The 17,397-nt window shown below is 40.5% G+C and carries 15 protein-coding genes; 1 reads left to right on the forward strand and 14 read right to left on the reverse strand.

Features of this window, described 5'->3' with window-relative positions; translation table 11 throughout:
• Position 1 precedes the first annotated feature (1 nt).
• Genes EGX73_RS02305 through EGX73_RS02325 form a run of 5 tightly spaced genes read right to left on the reverse strand, consistent with a single transcriptional unit; the run spans position 2 to position 5,442 of the window.
• On the reverse strand, positions 2-907 hold the full coding sequence (locus tag EGX73_RS02305) for a DUF1861 family protein (protein ID WP_123866702.1): 906 nt from the start codon (positions 905-907) through the stop codon (positions 2-4).
• Positions 904-2,412 carry an alpha-amylase family glycosyl hydrolase gene (locus EGX73_RS02310; RefSeq protein ID WP_041118676.1) on the reverse strand — a complete coding sequence of 503 codons (1,509 nt, stop codon included), beginning with the start codon at positions 2,410-2,412 and terminating at the stop codon, positions 904-906. Before EGX73_RS02310 ends, EGX73_RS02305 begins: the two co-directional genes overlap by 4 nt.
• A 12-nt stretch (positions 2,413-2,424) precedes the next feature.
• On the reverse strand, positions 2,425-3,189 hold the full coding sequence (locus EGX73_RS02315) for a carbohydrate ABC transporter permease (RefSeq protein WP_021150439.1): 765 nt from the start codon (positions 3,187-3,189) through the stop codon (positions 2,425-2,427).
• 58 nt (positions 3,190-3,247) lie between these two features.
• Entirely contained in the window at positions 3,248-4,123 is an 876-nt protein-coding gene (locus EGX73_RS02320) for a carbohydrate ABC transporter permease (protein ID WP_003125478.1), read from the reverse strand.
• Positions 4,123-5,442 (reverse strand): ABC transporter substrate-binding protein, encoded by a 1,320-nt coding sequence (locus EGX73_RS02325; RefSeq protein WP_005470407.1) that lies wholly within the window; start codon positions 5,440-5,442, stop codon positions 4,123-4,125. The genes EGX73_RS02320 and EGX73_RS02325 overlap by 1 nt, the downstream gene beginning before the upstream one ends.
• A 179-nt stretch (positions 5,443-5,621) precedes the next feature.
• Here EGX73_RS02325 and EGX73_RS02330 point away from each other — a divergent pair, with 179 nt between their 5' ends.
• The gene (locus EGX73_RS02330; RefSeq protein WP_123866703.1) at positions 5,622-6,617 is read left to right on the forward strand and encodes a LacI family DNA-binding transcriptional regulator; all 996 of its coding nucleotides are present in this window, start codon (positions 5,622-5,624) and stop codon (positions 6,615-6,617) included.
• A gap of 152 nt (positions 6,618-6,769) precedes the next feature.
• On the opposite strand, the gene EGX73_RS16115 is transcribed toward EGX73_RS02330, so the two are convergent.
• The 9 genes from EGX73_RS16115 to EGX73_RS02375 form a co-directional block, all read right to left on the reverse strand.
• A complete protein-coding gene (locus tag EGX73_RS16115; RefSeq protein WP_229073454.1) occupies positions 6,770-7,447 on the reverse strand; it encodes a Firmicu-CTERM sorting domain-containing protein in 678 nt (225 codons plus the stop codon).
• Between the two features lie 109 nt (positions 7,448-7,556).
• Complete coding sequence (locus tag EGX73_RS02340; RefSeq protein ID WP_123866704.1) at positions 7,557-8,726, reverse strand: GGDEF domain-containing protein; 1,170 nt, start codon at positions 8,724-8,726, stop codon at positions 7,557-7,559.
• 17 nt (positions 8,727-8,743) lie between these two features.
• The gene (locus EGX73_RS02345) at positions 8,744-9,451 is read right to left on the reverse strand and encodes an EAL domain-containing protein (protein WP_021150446.1); all 708 of its coding nucleotides are present in this window, start codon (positions 9,449-9,451) and stop codon (positions 8,744-8,746) included.
• Positions 9,451-10,992, reverse strand: a complete 1,542-nt coding sequence (locus EGX73_RS02350; protein WP_021150447.1) for a TIGR03766 family XrtG-associated glycosyltransferase — start codon at positions 10,990-10,992, stop codon at positions 9,451-9,453. The genes EGX73_RS02345 and EGX73_RS02350 overlap by 1 nt, the downstream gene beginning before the upstream one ends.
• 13 nt (positions 10,993-11,005) lie before the next feature.
• Positions 11,006-11,377, reverse strand: a complete 372-nt coding sequence (locus EGX73_RS02355; RefSeq protein ID WP_021150448.1) for a 6-carboxytetrahydropterin synthase — start codon at positions 11,375-11,377, stop codon at positions 11,006-11,008.
• A 6-nt stretch (positions 11,378-11,383) separates the two neighbouring features.
• Positions 11,384-12,718, reverse strand: a complete 1,335-nt coding sequence (locus EGX73_RS02360) for a TIGR03111 family XrtG-associated glycosyltransferase (RefSeq protein ID WP_021150449.1) — start codon at positions 12,716-12,718, stop codon at positions 11,384-11,386.
• Positions 12,718-13,320, reverse strand: coding sequence for an exosortase family protein XrtG (xrtG, locus tag EGX73_RS02365; RefSeq protein ID WP_021150450.1), 603 nt, complete (start codon positions 13,318-13,320; stop codon positions 12,718-12,720). Before xrtG ends, EGX73_RS02360 begins: the two co-directional genes overlap by 1 nt.
• 467 nt (positions 13,321-13,787) lie before the next feature.
• Entirely contained in the window at positions 13,788-14,414 is a 627-nt protein-coding gene (locus EGX73_RS02370) for an HAD family phosphatase (RefSeq protein ID WP_021150451.1), read from the reverse strand.
• A gap of 10 nt (positions 14,415-14,424) precedes the next feature.
• A complete protein-coding gene (locus tag EGX73_RS02375; protein WP_021150452.1) occupies positions 14,425-17,151 on the reverse strand; it encodes a sigma 54-interacting transcriptional regulator in 2,727 nt (908 codons plus the stop codon).
• Positions 17,152-17,397: the final 246 nt, after the last annotated feature.

Consider the following 17,397-nt stretch of genomic DNA (forward strand, 5'->3'; position numbering starts at 1 on the left):
TCTATCTAAATGGATTTTCTAGTTTGATTTTCTGCGCGCCTGCATCACTGATGCCGGCATATAGTACAATATGATCTTTATATATATGAATACCACCGCTAAAGACGACATCTTCTAAATCTGGGCGTTTCATTGGTCCTTGTTGGAAATCGTTTCTTTCTGCAATAATTTTTGCCTGTGTCATAGCAAATTGATTTCGTTCCAGACAGAAAACCATCGCATAATAATGACGATTTCCTTGATCATCGAAATTCGCGATATGGCCTAAGACCCAAATGTCGCCATCAATCTCATGGATCTCATTGCCGCCACCCCATTCGCTTTCACAGAACTGGTCAGACAGTAACGGGGCTTCTGTAATTGTTTCAATGGTCAAATCACTAAGAGTATGAACGATCGTTGCACCTATCTTGCCTCGGCCACCTTTAGTTCCTTGCGGTCGTGTCAGCACTAGGATTTCTCCAGAAGATAATTGTTTCAAGCGCAAGTCTTTCATCCCCCACGGCCCCTCAAAGATTTTCTTTGCTTCGGAAAGAGTCGCCAAGTGATAAAAAACCGTACGCCAATTCGCTGTGCCATCTTCTAGAAAAACAACTTCAACCCCCCCAAGGATGACTTGTCCGTCAATTCGAGTATAAAAAGGATCCTGTAAAGAAAGTTCGATACTATCAGCGATTAGTGTCCACCTGTTTGATTCAACCTCTTCAAATAAACTGACAGTGGAAACTTCACTGTCTCTTGATTCAATGCGACCTGCAATCACTTCTTTCCCCGCCAATTCAAAAGGGGCAGTGATATTATAAACATCTTGATCACCCATACCGCTAAATCGCAAAATTGCGGCTTTTTTGACTACTTTGGCTTTCTCATTTCGATACTCCTGCAATAATTGCTTGATATAAATCATAGCTGCTCCTTTCCAATCCAACATGCCTTTGCCGGCAGATGAACCCAGTGACCATCTTCACTTAACATGCCATTTCCAAAAATGGTCTTTCGATTTCCTTCTAACGAGTGCTTGATCGGCTGTCCAAAATTTAAAATAATTTGTAGGCTTTCCGTTTGATAACTCAAGCAATCTCCTGTTAACTCAATGTTGCGGATGGCTGTAAAAGGTCCTTCTGTTTTTCGCAACCGAATCAGTTTTTGATAATCTGCCAAAATCCCCTTCGCCTCCTGGTTCACCGCTGCCAATCCGATCCAACCGCTTTGCTGATTTGATAGCCAAGGAAGCATGCCCCTCGAGCGGTCACGATTCACTTGGTTGGCCATTATTAAAGCGTGTGACTTTCCTCTTAAAATCAGTTCTTCTTGGTATTTATTTTTTGCTTGAATATCCCTGATATCAGCTAGCTGCTGAGGCAAATAGTCACCGACACCTTGTTCTTCTCCCTGAAATAAAAAGGGAATGCCACGATTGATCAACAGAAACACGGTCAATAAGCGATAGATGTCGCGGTTTTCATTTGCAAGCCGCTGCCATGAACGGCTCATATCATGGCTGTTAAAGAACAGCGTAGGCATTTTCTTTTGTTGACTCATTTCTTTAAAATCCCTAGCTAGTTTCTCAAGATCCAATGCTTCCATGCTGCCCAAATTAAAATGAAATGCGGTATCGAACAATCCATCTTCTGTATAACTGTTGATCAATGAGAGTTGATCCGAGCTAATTTCAGCCACTGTAAAAATTGATGGATCGACTGCTTTGATCCACTGATTTAATTCCTTTAACACACGTTTGATCCCCGGTTGATTCACATCATTGCGATGATCTTGTTTCCCATCTTTTCCCACTGGATTATCAATAAATTGATCACTGACCGTCAAATTATTGATGACATCAAAACGGAACCCATCGACACCTCTGTCTAGCCAAAATTGCAAGACATCAAAAACGGCTTGTCTCACTTCTTGATTCTGCCAGTTCAAGTCTGCTTGCTCTTCGGCAAAGCTATGGTAATAATATTGATCCGTAGCCGCGTCATACTTCCAAGCAGAACCACAAAAAAAACTTTCCCAGTTGTTTGGTTGATCTTGCCATATATACCAGTCCCGCTTTGGATGTTCTTTGCCACTGGCTGATTCGATGAACCAAGGATGTTCGGTAGAAGTATGATTAACTACGACATCAATGATAATTCTCATTTCTAGCTGATGGGCTTCTTCCACAAGGAGATCAAAAGCGGCTAAAGTACCATACTGAGGATCAACCCCACAATAATCGGAGACATCATATCCATTGTCAACTTTAGGCGAAGGATAAAATGGTGTTAGCCAGAGGGCATCCATACCGGATTCTTTTAAATAGGGCAATTTTTCACGAATCCCATTGATATCGCCTATTCCATCTCCGTCACTATCTGCAAATGAGGCAATATAAATTTCATAAAATACAGCATTTTCCCACCACATTCGTTGGTCTCCTTACTTCAGTGTAAATTGCATTCCATCTTGGAATCGTTTTGAAAAAATCAAAAACAAAAGGATCAATGGTAACGTGAGCAACACAGAGGCTGCATACATTGGTCCCGGATATGTCCCATAAGGCCCAAACATTTGCGAAATCAAGACATTTAGCGTAACAGTGGCGTCACTCTTTGAAACGATCATATCCCAAAGCAGGTTCGTCCAACGATCCGTGAATAGGAAAAGAAAAATCACCGTTGTGATCGACTTAGACATTGGCAATACCACTTTGAATAACACTTGCATTTCCGTTGCCCCATCCAACTTTGCAGCCTCGATCAACGCATCGGGAATGGCTTTGAAAAAGTTGGTATACATAAAAATCGCCCATAAACTAATTGCAGTCGGAATGATCATTCCAGCATAAGAATCCAATAATCCCACTTTGGTCACCATTAGAAATTGGGGGATCAGCAAAATGATCGCTGGGAAAAACATTTGAAAGAGAATAAAATGATTCACGAATTTCTTCCCTTTAAATTCGATTTTGGCAAGCGCATACCCTACCATCAATGCAAAGACCATCATTAAAAACGTTGCGATCGTAGCCACGATCGTGGTATTCACGAATGCACCGATCCAAGGAACATCTGCTGAAGTGGCCGAACCGCCAAACAGCCACGTCCAAGAACGTAAGCTAAAAGTGGTCGGGATAATTTTTCGATCGACTTGATCCCAAGCAGCAAACGAGTGCAAAACAAGATAGACAAAAGGAAACGTCATGAGGAGCATCACCAGGGTGGTTACTAGATATAGGACACTGTTCTTTCCCTTCGTTCGTTTATTGCCAACCATTTTTTTCACCCCACTTTTCTAGTAACTTCCGAATAACGCCGATAGATGCAAAAGTAACGACAGAAGCCATTAGTGCAACTGCAGACGCGTAGCCGGATTTCAAATTAACAAAGGCTTGATTGTAGATTTCCATTTGCCATGTATTGGTCGCAAAGTTTGGTCCGCCTCCTGTCAACTGGTAGACCTCTGTGAAGATACCAAAGCTGATCCCCACCGCCAGAACTGTAACCGTAAAGAATGCTGGGTACAACATGGGAAAGGTGATTTTCCAAAACCTTGTCCAAGGACTCGCACCATCGATTGCCGCTGCTTCATACACTTCTTTGTTGATATTCCCTAAGCCCGAAATTAGGATCAGCGCATAGTAGCCAGACATCTTCCAAGCGATCATCAGAGAAACGATGATGATGGCTGCATGGGGATTACCTAGCCAATCAATATCCCAGCCTAGTCTCGTTCGCAAGAAGGTATTAAAGGGACCGTTGTAGGAAAGCAATCCTTTGACGATCAAAGAAGTGACAACCCCGCTTGACAGGTAAGGCAAGAAGAAAGCCACCATGTATAACCCCTTCAGCTTTGGCAGGCTGTTGACTAATAGCGCAATCACCATCGAAAGAACCAGCGCCATTGGTACAAAGATAATCAGAAATTTATATGTAACGACGAATGCAGATTGGATCGCTGGACTTTTTATCGCATCAATAAAATTCTGAAATCCAACAAATTCAACGGTCGGTGAAATCATATTCCAACTCGTTAATGCTAGCCAAAATGACCAAAATAAAGGAAGTAGAAAGAAAATCAATGTAAAAATCAGATAGGGGCTGGTAAATGACCAGCCCAATTTTGTGTTCTTACTCATTATTGTAGCGCCCCTTCGACAGCTGTCTTCGCATCGCTCACAGCTGTTTTCGCATCTTTTTCACCCCGAACAACTGGCACCCATGCTTGTTCGCCAAATACTTGCTGAATGTCATTGTATTTCTCGTTGTCCATTGCTGGAACCGCATACGGTACATTCTCTGCGTAGACTTTCATCGCTGGATTTTCTTCAAAGTAGGCTTTGAAAGCATCGTTTTCTGTTGCATCATCGCGCGCTGGAATAAGCGAAGTCATTTCTAGTAATTTCATGTCGTTGTTTTCATCAGAATAAACAAATTCCAAGAATTTCATCGCTGCCGCTTGTTCTTCTTCTGTTGCTTGGGCGTACATCACGATTCCTTTAGCATCTGCATAGGTGGATACTTGTTCTGCATCCGCTAAAGCATCAGGTACCACAGGCGTAGTAACCGTGTAGTTTTCACCAAACTTCAGCTCTGGGTATTTTTCTTCCCAGTTAGGGAACGTCCAAGGACCCAAATCGGTCATAATACTATCGCCGTTTTCAAAGGGATCCGTTGCTTCACCGGTGCGCAGTACTTTTGCATCCGCTAATGTATGCATCAAACCAAATACATCTGTCATGGCTGCTTCATTAGCTGTGAATTGATTGTTTTCGACAAAGCTCGCACCTTCACTGGCCGCATTGTAGAGTGGGAAGAAATCAAACCAACGCATCCAAGCCGTTGGATCTGCTAAGTCTTTTTTCGCCCAAAGTGCTTTGTCCGTTCCTTTGATTTTGTCGACGACTTTCAATAAATCTGAATAGGTTCTTGGCACTTCATCAAAGCCTAATTCTTTCAAACTATCTAATCGCCAGCCAAACAAAATCGGATTGGAATAAACAGGTAGCACGTATTGACTACCATCAGAGAATTTCCAACTATCGATGGTTTGACTCATATTACGAGCTTTGACGATCGTATCGAAAGAATCTTGTTTTTCTAATGGTAAAATAGCCTGACTAGCAGCCAACTGGGCAGCAAAACTACGATTGATGTTTTCAGATAATGTTGGTGCGGTGTTAGAAGCAATCGCACTTTGGATTGTTGCTTCAGAAGATGGACTTTCCTTCATTTGAGAAACTTCAACTGTAATGTCTTCATTTTGTTTCTCAAAGTCTGCGGCCATTTCTTGCCAATACTTCAATTGTGTTGGATTGGGTGCAGCCCAAAAAGTAATCTTTGTCTTCCCATCCGTTGCCCCAGAACCGCTCTCTTTTGATTGATTGCTACAACCAGTGAATAAAACTGTCACTGCCACTACCGCAGCAATACCAAAAAGCATTTTTTTCATTTTCATGATCGTTCCTCCTAAATAGTAAGCGATTTCTTTTTACACCGTCATCATACCACCCGTCATTTTAATTGTCAACATTACGTAATTATAATTACAACATTACTTTTGTAATTGTTTTAGGCTATTAATTTTGTAACATTATGGTATAATCAATATAAGACTAGGAGAAATAAGGTGAAAATATGAAAAAAGCCTCTATGCAAGATATTGCCGATGCATTGGGCATCTCAAAAAATTCTGTCTCACAGGCGTTGAGAAATAAGCCTGGTGTCAGTCAACAAACCAAATTACTCGTTAAAAACAAAGCAGATGAATTAGGCTATCGTTATCAAACGATGAATGAAGATACCACGATGTCATTCTTATTGATGGCAACCGAATTTGCTTTTTCTCAAACGAGTTTTTTTGGCGAAATCGTTAAAAGTGCAGAAGTAGAAGCTCAAAAAACAGCGATTAAACTTGATACTTATACCATTACAGAGGAAGACTTACTTAGCCTAAAGCTTCCGCCAAACTTAAAAAAGTATGACGGTATCCTGATCCTGTCTCATAGTAAAAATGCCTACATCAAGAAAGTAATTGATACTGGGCTTCCTGTCACATTGATCGATCACCATGATCCTTCACTCACAGCAGATGCCATCTTGACAAAAAACACCGACGGAACGTTCCAAGCCATCTCACTTCTGATTGAAAATGGAATGAAGCGAATTGGCTTTATTGGTGATACAGCATTTTCTCCCAGCTATCTTGAGCGTTATCGCGGGTATCAACGGGCTTTACGAGAACACAATCTAACACATGATCCTACGATTGAAATCACAGAAATTGAAGAATCTCAAGGTGCTTTATTTAACAGCTTAAAGAATATAAAACAAATGCCAGATGCATGGTTTTGCGTGAATTCTGGGCTAGCTTTCATGTTAAACAGTTATCTTCAATCTTCTGGTTACACGATCCCCAAAGATATCAGTGTGATTTGTTTTGATGAAACTGAATTTACACGCATGGCGATTCCTCAATTGACAAATATCGCTACCGATCTGCAGTTTATGGGCCAGTTGGCGATTCGAACATTGGTCCATCGAATCGCCCATCCCCAAGAGCCAATCGTCCATCAGCAAATCGTTCCGCAGCTGAACATCCGAGAATCTGTTCGACTTATTAAAGCAAATTAAAACAAAGCGCTAAATTCTCCCACAAGGTAGAATTTAGCGCTTTGTTTTTGTTGAATCTATTGTACTGGTTACTTCCCCCTAAGCGAAGCAGGCGAATCTCCAAGAGAAACGAGAGTCATTGGATCAAGCAGCAAACCAGAAAAGAAGGCGAATTAATTCTTGATTGCTTTAAGAGATTTCCCTCTAATTTTCCAAAAAGAATAACCTGCAATCACGACGGCAATTCCGGCAAGGATCCACGGACCGGTGCTTCCTCCTGTGACTGTGATGGTTTGTTCCCCTAGATTGGCGTTGCTATAAGTGATCGTTTGACTGCTGGTTGCTTCTACTTTCAGCTGTTCAAAAGGAATCGCAACTTCTACTTCATCTGAGTAGGAAGTGTCACTGAAATCCGTTTTTACACGCGTAAGTTTCCCGGGAATCGTTACATTAACGGAATTATCCTCTGCCCAAAAATTGACTTGCACGTCTTTGGTTTGTCCAATAACGGATAAGTCTTCACTTGGAAACGTATTGTTGAATGTCATCCAGAATACTTTGTTTCCGATCGTCAGCTTGTGTCCACTAGGCTGTAAGTTATGGTAATTGTGTCCTTCTGGTGCCATGTTCAAATAAAAATATAGATTTGCTTCATCGGTGACCAGACTGGCATGTTTGATGTTCTGTCCATTTTCATACGAAAAAGACAATTCCGTCATCGGTAAACCTGACCAGTCACTGAAAGCACCGTCAATGACGATCCCGTATTTATTGTCCGCATGGGCATTGATTGGTATAAAGACACTTACTACAGCTAAGATACTTAAAATCAATGGATAATATTTTCTCATTTTTTTGCTCCTTCTAACTTTCTTCAATCTGGTGAAAAGCCGCCTAAAGAAATGAACATGGTTCCTTTTGGTTTTCATTAACATATTCCTAGGAAAGGAAACTTGATCGTTACGAAATATGTTTGATCTTTCCCTCCATAAAAATGGCATTGCGCCCTTCTCTTTTTGCGATATACAAATACTTGTCTGCTCGCTTGTATAGATCTTCTTTATCGGTGTCCGTTTTTCGGCAACGGGAAACGCCGGCTGAAATCGTAACTCGAACTTCTTCCCCTTGGATATTCAAAGAAAAATTACCTACTCTTTTACTAATCGTTTCTAAAATCTCTGTAATATCGTGTTGGCTTTTTTCTTGAAACAAAATCCCAAACTCTTCCCCGCCAATACGAAAGACTTGACTTTCAAGCTGGTACTGAAAAAGGGTTTGACTAATGATTTTAGCTACGTTTTTTATAATGATATCCCCGATATCATGGCCATAATCATCGTTGATCCGTTTAAAGTAATCAATGTCGACCATAGCAAAAACTAAATTTTCCTTGGTATGAGAAAGTGCAAAACGTTGGCTAAACTCCCGATCAAAACTCAGCCGATTCCCGATCCCTGTTAAAAAATCGGTTCGTGCTTCAAGAGATAAATTATCGAATTTCGTCAGCTGCCTTCGTACCAACTTATTGATCATACGAACCATGATCATCAGCATGACAAAGTTTAGTAAGAAGAAAAGATAGCCGGCAAACCTAAAATCTAATGCCGGATACATCTTTAACCCCCAGGACGCACCATAAAATAATGTCAGCAAGAAATAGACACCGATATTATTCAGATTTTTGTCTTTTAACTGTAAGACTATCCGACAACAAGTGTAAATCAGCACAATCGTGATGATTGCTATAAAATAATTTTGAATCGTCTGGTATTCCCCTTGGTACATATAATAAAAGGTGATGGCAATAGATACGAACACATTGAAGTGCAGCATCATGGTTCTTTTGAGCATATGCAAAAAATAAAAAAGAACGATCAATTGTAGATCCATATTTTGAATAAGCGTGGTACAGCGATCTTGCAGAAGATTTTCCGATAACACGGGCACCCCTTGCAAAATCACCAAACTGATAATCATGATACCAATCCAAGCAATTTTTCTAAGAACAGCTTTCGTTTTCAAAAAAATGGATTCTTTCATCGATAAATAAATCAAGTAGTCAAGGAATACAACACCTAGAACAACAATTAGACGAACGATTGTATAATATAGCCATAATATGATATCCATCAAACATAGCACGCTCCTTAATAATCGATGGTCACTATTTTTTCCGGTGTCGAGTAGAGATAGCCTTGATGATAACAACAAACATTTGTTTCTAACCAACTAGCAAATTTTTGATTTTCAATTCCCTCAACGACAAAGGTCTTATCTAATTGGACAGCGATGCTTGCAAACAGCACGATGATTTTCTGAAGAATATCTTCTGAAACCTTCTTTTGAAAAGACAATGCCGAAAATTTGACGATCTGAAAATAATTCTTCAATTCCAAAACATTGTCCAAAGAGTTGATGCCTTGGCCAATATCATCTAATGCGATTTGGTAGCCATACTGAGCGATTTTCTTGAAGGCCTCCACATTGACTGCGGAAAAATAAGGGTAATTTCTCTTCATTGGCGGTTTTTCTGTGATCTCAATAATCAGTCGCTGCTTGTATTCCTTTAAGTTCTCAAGTAGATCAAAGGTCTCTTCGTACTCCAGTTCTTGCGGGTCGAGATTAAAACTAAACCGCTTCGTCGGGTTGGCTTCTAAAATTCGGGTCAATGTTTTTTGCAGCCATTTTACATACTGTTGATGCTCTTCCTGCTGGCTGATCATTGATAAATAAGAATCTTTAGGGAAAATGTTTTTGTTGTCTTCTTTTCTCAACAATAATTCAAAAAAAACAATTTCCTTCGTCTTTGCATGATGGATCCCCTGCCCATAAAATTTTAATTCATCATAATTCATTATTTATCCCCTTTGATCCTTTGATCCAGTGTAAAAATTCGCTTAACAAAACGTATACTATCACCCATCGTAAGGCTTGCCAATAATAAAAAGAATGGTAAAAACTGGATCAAATAACGACTACGCCCACCTTCGAACAAAAGCAGGAAGAGGAAGCCGCCTACCAAACTCAACCGCAGCATCTGTTCGTACTTGCCTTGCCGTTTCCAACCGAAAGCCATGATAAGCAAGCAGATCACCCACCAGATTTGTGCCATGAAACGAAAATCGGCAATGCGATTTCCATATAAATAATAGCCTTCTTGCAGCCAGCGGGTAAAGCCTTTGCCCTTTGGAGTCTCTCCTTCTTGAATGAACGAACCTTCTTTCAACCACGCAAACGTCCCATCTGCGGTATTGTTGCGGTGCTTCTGAAAAAGAAAGCTGATGTAGCCAAGAACGCCTCTTTCTTTTAGCCGCTCTTGGATTTTCTCTTTGGAGTAATCGATTTTTGCTTGTTTTGTTGGCAATTCTGCCATTGCTTGCGCATCTTCAGGACTATATCCACCGTCATTCGTCAAGCCAATATTCATGAAATGGATCATCGGGATGGCGCGGCTTTCATCAATGGCAATGTATTGTTGATTTTCTAATTGATGATTGCATACAGCATACGTGCCGCCAGCCGTAATCAAAGTAATCATCAGCAAAACGATGCGCCCTTTTGATTGCCATTTCTTGGCAAAAAAGCTGATTGCTTCGATCAATAGAACAGCAATCAGGAGGATCAGCGCCGAAGGTTTGATGAAATAACCGACTACCGCAGCAATCCCCAAACCAACTGCACCTAACAGGTTGTATTTAGTCGGAAGCTCTTTTTTGATCATAAGAGCATAAAAGAATAAGCTTGCTGAAACAAAAGGTAGAACCCACGTATCTGTATAAGGCACAATGATCGAAGGAAATACCAGTAGCCAAGCGCCATGCAGATAAATGGCAGGCACTAGATATTTTTTGCATAGCAGACGAATCGTCAGTATATTGAATAGGACGGAGAGATCGACTAAGAACAAGGTGACAGAATCAAAGAACAGCCAAGAAGTTGTAGAAAACCATTCTGCTAATTGGTGCTGCCACAAAAGAATCGGCAAGTTATTTTGGTTCAAACTATAATAAGCAACAATCTCAGGATTCGTTGTATCCGTCAAGGCATCATGGATAGCCGCGACATCCCAGCCGATCGCCGAATGCAAAAACGAGACGAAGACGATTTGCCAAGCCAATACTCCTAAGACGAATACCGTGACCGTCCCATAGCGATGGGTCACAAAAAGCCAAGTTAAAAACTGCTGGACTTTTGGATAACAGTACACCGCAATGATGAATGCAATGGACCCCAAAACGAAAAACGTGGTTGCTAAAGTGGTGCTTGTTCCAAAGACCGAGTTATCGCCGATCGTCATATTTGGTGAAATCAAAGCAAAGATCAGTGTCAACCCAAAGAATAAGCAAAATAGTCCATTGATGATCCGATTACCTGCGATAAAAAATTTTGATTTCATTTTCCACCTCGACCTATGCTTGTTTTTCAATGCAATAAAAGCGAGTAGGCGATTCCCCTACTTCGATGCGAATCAGTTCTGTTTGGATCGCTGCTAGTCGTAGGGATAATTGGTCATAAAAATAATTGGTCACATTTTCGACAGAGGGATTGATTTCCAAAAAGGGCGGCATTTCATTCAAAAAACTACCAGAGAAAGGTTGGAAAAAGTCTTTCAGCACCCCTTCTATTTCTTCAAACAGATGCATCTCATCATCTTGAGATTTGATCTCACAAATAATTTCCCAAGTATGGTTATGCTTAGCACCCATACCACCTTCCCAGCGCATCGCATGACTGGCATTCACATGAGATTTAAATTTATAGATACAGCGTTTTTCCGCCATTTGAGGTCACTTCTTTCTAATTTTCATTATATCTTGGGTGATAGTGTCTTTGATCTGGCTCATTTCTTTAGAGATTGGCGTCGTATTCCATTTTGCAGGAGACGTGATTCCGTTAATGATTCCAATCAGACGGAACCAAGAGACAAGGAAATTGTAAAGTGGAAACGTAATGACCTCTCCCCATAATTTCATGTAAAATCGCTGGTCAGATTTAAATGATTTCAGGAGTAAAGAGATACTGATGAATTTGAGCAGCGAGTCAACGAAATAGAGCAAGTAAATCAGCAAATACGACAGCAACAATATTTTTGCCGTATAACCAAAAAACAATAAAACGGCGCTGGCGAAAAGCCAAATCATTTTTGGAAAAATGAAGGTATGGTCGATGATCAGGCGGCGTACCAGAAAGTTTTTAAAGAAATTCCCTAAGCCGACTTGTTCTTCGGAAAACTCTTTTGCTACTTCTACCTCACCTCGTTGCCATCTTTGCCGTTGGATATACAATTCGTCAACACTTTGAATTGGTTCAACATAAAAAATAGCATTCTCGCATAAAGAAACTTTTTCTTTCAGACGATGTCTGATTTGAAAAGTCATATCAGTATCTTCACCGACAGTGTCTGTGTTATAAAGATACGTATTGACCAAAACTTCTTTTCTGAAACCAGAGAAAGCGCCAGCCATTGTGAACAACTGATTATTCAACGCTTCGACATTCCGTCCAGCCAAAAAAGACTGGGCATACTCAATGTACTCACTTTTTTGCAGCCAGCGAACCATAGGTGATTTGGTCTTTTTGATTGCTTCTTTTTGCGTTAAGACCGTACCAGACATTGCAGAGATGCTATAGTCATTCTCGAACTTCAAAACCATGTTCATGAGTGCCGTAGGTTCCAAGAACCCATCGCTATCAATATTGATAATGTAAGTCCCAATACTGTCATAGATCGCGGAATTCAGCGCCTGGGCTTTGCCTTGTTCAGTGCGGATCCAATGCATATTCAGCTGATTGAAGTGATTGTGCGCCTCATTGAATACTGCAAAACTCTCATCGGTACTGCCATTATCTGCTAAGAGAATTTGAATGTTCTCATTCGGATACGTCGATTCATTGATGGAACGAATGCAGGCATACAGTGTCTCGGCTGAATTATAAACAGGTACGATCACTGAGATAAAGGGCAGTTTTTCTGGAATATCCAGTTGCTTCTTTTGGAAATTTTTCACAAACAAGTAACAGGTGGAATAGATGCCCGGGATGATCTCTACGAGTAAAGGAATCAACAGCCAAGTAATCCAGAACCCCATCTGCGTCAAGGTTAAATTGAATAAGTAATCCATCAGTGCTCCCCTCTCCTAAACAAGCGATTCTTCTTCTCATACAAACTTCTGGCGACTTGAGAATACGTAAATGTATGATAGTACAATGTGATCACAAGTCCATAGAAGAACAATCGACCCAAAATCGAGTGAGCGAGGAAATAAGCATCGCTGCCGCCGAAATGAACAAATGCCACAACAAAGAGTAATCTGATAACATTGCTTGCAAAAATCCACAGCGTTCCAAAAAGGGCATAAAACACTTTTTCCTGTCGATTGTATAAAGGATAAAAGGTCAGCAAGCCTAAATAAGCAGCCGTTTCGATGACGCCTGAACACTCGTAATCAACATACAAAGACATCTGCTCGTTGGCGCTGTGGATCACAATCAAGCTATATTTGCTGAATTCCTCTGTTACATTGGCAAACGAACCAAATAAATCCACGACTTTGATCACTAATTGTGTCAAAAACCACACCCAGTAAGGTCGGCTGAATACAATCAGTAAATAAAACAGGCCAACACTTCCCAGAATAAAATAAAAGGCTGAGAGTTTGGAGCGTTTCATCACAGACAACAAATACAGCCAAACAACTATGCCAATCAATACGTATATGTTCATTTTTCAACCCTTTTTCTTTTTTTTCATCCTAATCGTTGCAACAGTCACTATGATCAACAAATAACAATCTTTTTTGAGCATAGACCATTGTCACTTTGTCTATTTTACACACTAAAAAAAATGTAATCAATCAAATTTATTTCAGAAAATGGTCCGTTTTTACATTGTAAATCTGCAAGGTTTACTTGACAATAGATTCTTGCAAATATTAAAATCCTCTTATTTTTTATCACCAAAGAGCCCAAGGACTTGTTAATAAATACTCATCGCCGCCTATTTGTGCACTCAGTTTTCTCAAATTATACAAAAGAAAAATAATAAAAGAGCATTGACAAGCACGCTGTCAACGCTCCTTTATTTGAATGGCTGATTTACCATCTGAAAACACCTGTCAAAGAATGCAACACTAAACAGAAAAATGTTCACAGATAGCGCTGTAAAAGGGAAGATAGGATAATCGCTGTTTGTTACTCAATGAATAAAGATAACAACTCTTCCAGACTGTCAATCATCTGATCCGCCTGGCTTTGATCGACATCAAAGGGCTGCTTCAGCGCAATCGTATAAATACCAGCTGCTTTGGCAGATTGAATGCCGATTGGCGAGTCCTCTACGGCTGCGATCTGCTCGCAGTCTAAATGGTTTTGTGCCAGTTGATAGATCTCCGGGTGGGGCTTGCTTTGAGTCAGCTCTTCCCCACTGATCACATAACAGAAATAAGACTGCAGTTGACACGCCGTCAACATCTCGTCAATCATCCGCCGTGGAGAAGAAGAAGCAAGAGCCATGGGGATGCCAGCGGCTGATAACTTTTTAAGAACCGGTTTTACTTCTTTTCTTAACGCTTGTTCAAAATCAATGGGATGCTGCTTTTGATAAGCGCGATAAGTTGTTTTCAGTTCTGCTCTCAAAGAAGGATTCTCTGGAACCAGCATCTGCCAAATCTCTGCTTCTGTCTTTCCCACATAATCATTGATCGCCCGGGATCCTGGTGACAGCTGTACTTCCGCAAAGAAATTCATTCTGCGCTTGAAATAGTAGACTTCACTATCGATCAGTACCCCATCCATATCAAAAATAATTCCTTTTTGCATACCTCTGCTCCTATCCTTCGATAATATCGTTCAGCAAGCGCACTTCCAAATCAGGGACTTGGATCGTATATTCTTTCTCGATATCACTGAATGCCAAATGAATCAACTCCATTTGTTTTTTATGTTCTTTTTTATAAGCCGCCAGATCTTCTTGTTCATCGACAGACTCTTTGCGTAAAATACGTTCAATCATACAACAGCAGTGTAAATACAAGAGAAACAGTTGATTATTTGAAAATTTTTGCGTTCTTAGTTTCTCGATTTCACTGATGGCCGATTGGACCGACGTCAACACTTTATCGGCATCTAAGATCGTCAAGTTCTCAACGATTTTACTGAGGGAAAAATTAAAGATCAGATCTTCTTTTAGCGTCTCCTCTTCAATCTCAAAATTGCCATAAAGGCAATTGATAAAGGTCCCGATCGCCTCCCCATTGATCAAACAGTCTAAACCAATATAAGGAACATGGGGGATCTGCGGATTCTCTGTGCCAACGATCATTAAGACATCATAGAGTTGAAAGGGAATCTCATAGTTTTTATTCTCAAATAATTTTTTATAATCGTAGGGAATGATCTCTAACTCTTCAGCTTTTTCTCCCAAGCAGCGAATCAAGATTTCTTGAATCTGTCGTGCACTGCCGATCCCTGTGTAACAGCAAGTGATGATGGCTTTTTTCTTCTTGACGACAGGAAGAACTAATTGCTTTTGAATCGTAAACTGTGCTTGGATTTTCTCATTAATCTCTGTCAAACTGTTCCCAGACAATACGGCCTGACCCACTTCCAATAATAAGGGGGTGTTCACATGGTCAATAATCAGTAATGGTCCTTTTAGCTGCTTTTTCAACGACTCGCCCAACTGATTGAGAGAACCCATATCGACTAACAAAATCAAGCCATGATCAGTGCGGTTCTCGCTGATATAACGAATGATCTGTGCTTCTATTTTACGCAATGAAATATCGATCGGCATATCATAGGCTTGAAAGACATTTTTCCCCAATATCCGATTGGCCACATTCGCCAAACTGCTAGCGGTCGAATATCCGTGAGCCAAGACGACACTTTTGACGCCAGTTTGAACCGTTGCACTATTCAAGCTATAAAAGAAGATCGTCATAAAATAGATATCCTCTTCTTCGACTGTCAAGTCTAGATTTTGGGACAAGTGGTACAAGATCTTTTTCGCGTAAAGGTACGGCGTCTCGGCAATATTTTTTAAAAATTCACGGAATGTCTCTTTCAATGCCACATTCTCTTTTCGATCATCAAAATAGGCATAATTGCCTTTGATATAGAGATAGTTTGCCAATGTGATCACGCGATTGCCGTCTTGTTCAAAACCATAGCTGTCATGGAGAAAATCGATGGTTTGGCGGATATGATACACCAATACCGAATAAATCGAGTGTTCCTCATCATAGGACTCTTGAAAAATAAACGCATCCATGATGCGGGTCACTTTCTTCGATAGCCGATTCATGTACTCTTTGAAGTTTTTGTTGTCATTGATAACTTCAGTAAATTCTAAAAACATCTCATCAAAAAATTGGATCAGCAGATCGTTGCTGTTCGTGCTTAAAAGATTTTTGTTCTGATCCGTAGGCGAATAATGCCGATCGCTGGAATTTTTTCGAGGTTTTGTAAAATTTTCTTTGAATTTGCTGCTGTATTCGATCGGCATATCCAATAATTTGATTTGAACCGTGGGCTTCTGTTTCTGATGGACATAGGCATTGCCGCAAGCATATTTAATGATATTCTTGATATTGCCCACGTTGCCATCAAAATCGCTATTCATCAAAAAATCGATCAATTGATCAGAAACGGTCAGATTCCGATCTAAGATTTTGCTCTCATTCAGGAAAAATTCATCAATCAGCGCTAGCCTTTCTGATAAAGGGCGTTGCTGAAAGGTAGGCAATGTAACGATCACCGGCAACCTTCGCAGAAAAGTGGGCAAAAAAGTGGTGTAAATGTTCTCTGTCGTCGCAAAAATCAGCCGGACATTGGCTTTTCGACGGACACTATTGTCTCCCATCGGGGAATACTCCCCCGTGTCCATAAAGGTGAACAGTTTCTCCTGCCCTTCTTCTGATAACCGGTGGACTTCGTCTAAAAAGAGAATCCCGCCATCCGCTTTTTCAAGTAGACCGCTATGGTGCTCATTGGCACCCGTGAAAGCCCCTTTGGTATAGCCAAAGAGTGCAGCAGACAGCAATTCCGGATTATTAAAATACTGGGCACAATTATAGGCAATGTAGGGACTTTTCGGCTGCAAGACGTGTTCTTCCAATGCATAGGCATAGATTTTACTCGCCAAAAAGGTCTTTCCTGAACCGCTGGCACCTACTAACAGCAATGGCAATCCCTGATTTGGATAAAGTACCGCTGTTTTTATTTGATCAATGCTCTCTTTTAAACTTCCCGTTGCACCAATCACTTTTTGAAAAACGGACTCAGGAGCGTCCTTTTTTAGAAAATCAAGGGAGTCATACTCACTCTTAGAGAGGACATAGCCTTGATCTTCTAAGCTTTTTCTATGTAAAAATAAGACGGGATACGTTTTGACTTTGATCAATTCCCCTTGCCGCACGCCTTCATTCAGGTAGCTGCTGACTGTACTGCGATTCAGATTCATTGCATTGGCAATCTTATTTGCCGAGAAACAAGCCGCATCGATCTCTTCAATTTTTGAAGTCAACTTAAATAAATAATTGTTTAACGTCTTCATATTTGCCACTCCCTCATTGAATTTACTCTCTTTCCAAGATCCATTTATTTTACCTTATCTTGAGGCTTTGATCTGAGAAAAACCAAGCGATTTCTCCTAAAATAGCAGATTATTATCACACGAATCCCGCTGCTAATTCTGACTGCAAAATTGTTTTCCGACAAATATCGATGCAAAGAACCTGCCTCATCAGCGACACAACAAGGAGATTTGTATCGACTCTCCGAATCAAAGAAAAATCGCAGG

The organism is Enterococcus sp. FDAARGOS_553 (assembly GCF_003812305.1).
Classification (GTDB): Bacteria; Bacillota; Bacilli; order Lactobacillales; family Enterococcaceae; genus Enterococcus_D; species Enterococcus_D gallinarum.

Bases quoted from the DNA above. Each gene is read 5' to 3' on its own strand.
- EGX73_RS02305 (WP_123866702.1), bottom strand. From the start codon at position 907: ATGATTTATATCAAGCAATTATTGCAGGAGTATCGAAATGAGAAAGCC.
- EGX73_RS02310 (WP_041118676.1), bottom strand. From the start codon at position 2,412: ATGTGGTGGGAAAATGCTGTATTTTATGAAATTTATATTGCCTCATTT.
- EGX73_RS02315 (WP_021150439.1), bottom strand. From the start codon at position 3,189: ATGACGTTTCCTTTTGTCTATCTTGTTTTGCACTCGTTTGCTGCTTGG.
- EGX73_RS02320 (WP_003125478.1), bottom strand. From the start codon at position 4,123: ATGAGTAAGAACACAAAATTGGGCTGGTCATTTACCAGCCCCTATCTG.
- EGX73_RS02325 (WP_005470407.1), bottom strand. From the start codon at position 5,442: ATGAAAATGAAAAAAATGCTTTTTGGTATTGCTGCGGTAGTGGCAGTG.
- EGX73_RS02330 (WP_123866703.1), top strand. From the start codon at position 5,622: ATGAAAAAAGCCTCTATGCAAGATATTGCCGATGCATTGGGCATCTCA.
- EGX73_RS16115 (WP_229073454.1), bottom strand. From the start codon at position 7,447: ATGAGAAAATATTATCCATTGATTTTAAGTATCTTAGCTGTAGTAAGT.
- EGX73_RS02340 (WP_123866704.1), bottom strand. From the start codon at position 8,726: ATGGATATCATATTATGGCTATATTATACAATCGTTCGTCTAATTGTT.
- EGX73_RS02345 (WP_021150446.1), bottom strand. From the start codon at position 9,451: ATGAATTATGATGAATTAAAATTTTATGGGCAGGGGATCCATCATGCA.
- EGX73_RS02350 (WP_021150447.1), bottom strand. From the start codon at position 10,992: ATGAAATCAAAATTTTTTATCGCAGGTAATCGGATCATCAATGGACTA.
- EGX73_RS02355 (WP_021150448.1), bottom strand. From the start codon at position 11,377: ATGGCGGAAAAACGCTGTATCTATAAATTTAAATCTCATGTGAATGCC.
- EGX73_RS02360 (WP_021150449.1), bottom strand. From the start codon at position 12,718: ATGGATTACTTATTCAATTTAACCTTGACGCAGATGGGGTTCTGGATT.
- xrtG (WP_021150450.1), bottom strand. From the start codon at position 13,320: ATGAACATATACGTATTGATTGGCATAGTTGTTTGGCTGTATTTGTTG.
- EGX73_RS02370 (WP_021150451.1), bottom strand. From the start codon at position 14,414: ATGCAAAAAGGAATTATTTTTGATATGGATGGGGTACTGATCGATAGT.
- EGX73_RS02375 (WP_021150452.1), bottom strand. From the start codon at position 17,151: ATGAAGACGTTAAACAATTATTTATTTAAGTTGACTTCAAAAATTGAA.